At 36.5% G+C, this 635-nt stretch carries 2 protein-coding genes and 1 pseudogene; all 3 read right to left on the bottom strand.

The window, feature by feature from the left end; translation table 11 throughout:
* On the bottom strand, positions 1–196 hold a 196-nt coding region (locus BD31_RS10575; protein WP_238536034.1), incomplete at its 3' end, for an ATP-binding cassette domain-containing protein.
* On the bottom strand, positions 129–311 hold the full coding sequence (locus BD31_RS10570) for a hypothetical protein (protein WP_008297627.1): 183 nt from the start codon (positions 309–311) through the stop codon (positions 129–131). The genes BD31_RS10575 and BD31_RS10570, both read right to left, overlap by 68 nt.
* Positions 304–635: pseudogene (locus BD31_RS01810) on the bottom strand (sulfate ABC transporter substrate-binding protein); the annotation flags it as partial. The gene BD31_RS10570 and the pseudogene BD31_RS01810, both read right to left, overlap by 8 nt.

Raw genomic sequence — 635 nt, 5'->3', positions numbered from 1 at the left:
CCATTTTCAATCCAAATTCTACATTATCTTGAACCTTAAGCCATGGGAACAATGCGCCTTCTTGAAATACCATAATTCTTTCAGGTCCTGTTTCAGTGACAGGACGTCCATCAAAGAGAATTTGTCCTTCATCTGGCTTTTCCAAGCCTGCAACTATGCGCAAAAAGGTAGATTTTCCACATCCAGAGGGACCCACTAAGCACACAAAAATCTCCAGCTTCAACTTTGAGATTGACTCCGCCCAAAGCCTTGAGTTTATGAGAGTCATGGATGAAATATTTTACAATATTTTGTGCCTCTAGTTTAGTCATCTAGTAAACCTCCCTCCAAACTAGAATTTGAATCAAAAGAGTAAAAAATTCCAGTCAAGTTGTAACCATTTCTTCCTAGGTATCCCAAGGCATCAGCTTTTTCTGCAAAAGAGTAAACAGAGTCACTTTGAGGATCATCAGTAATTTCAATATTAGATAACGCAATATCCACTACATCATCAGATAATGATTTGCCCAAATGTGATTTTAGAAAATCATTAAAGATAATTCTAGTCTCAAGTGGATTTTGATTAATCCAAGTTGCAGTGTCATGATGAGAGTTTAAGAAACTAGAAACCAATTGCGGATGTTTCTTAACATAAT

The organism is Candidatus Nitrosopumilus salarius BD31 (assembly GCF_000242875.2).
Classification (GTDB): domain Archaea; phylum Thermoproteota; class Nitrososphaeria; order Nitrososphaerales; family Nitrosopumilaceae; genus Nitrosopumilus; species Nitrosopumilus salarius.
This window is presented reverse-complemented; position numbering and strand designations above follow the sequence as displayed.

Excerpts from the sequence above, each read along its gene's own strand:
- BD31_RS10570 (WP_008297627.1), bottom strand. The coding sequence starts at position 311 with ATGACTAAACTAGAGGCACAAAATATTGTAAAATATTTCATCCATGAC.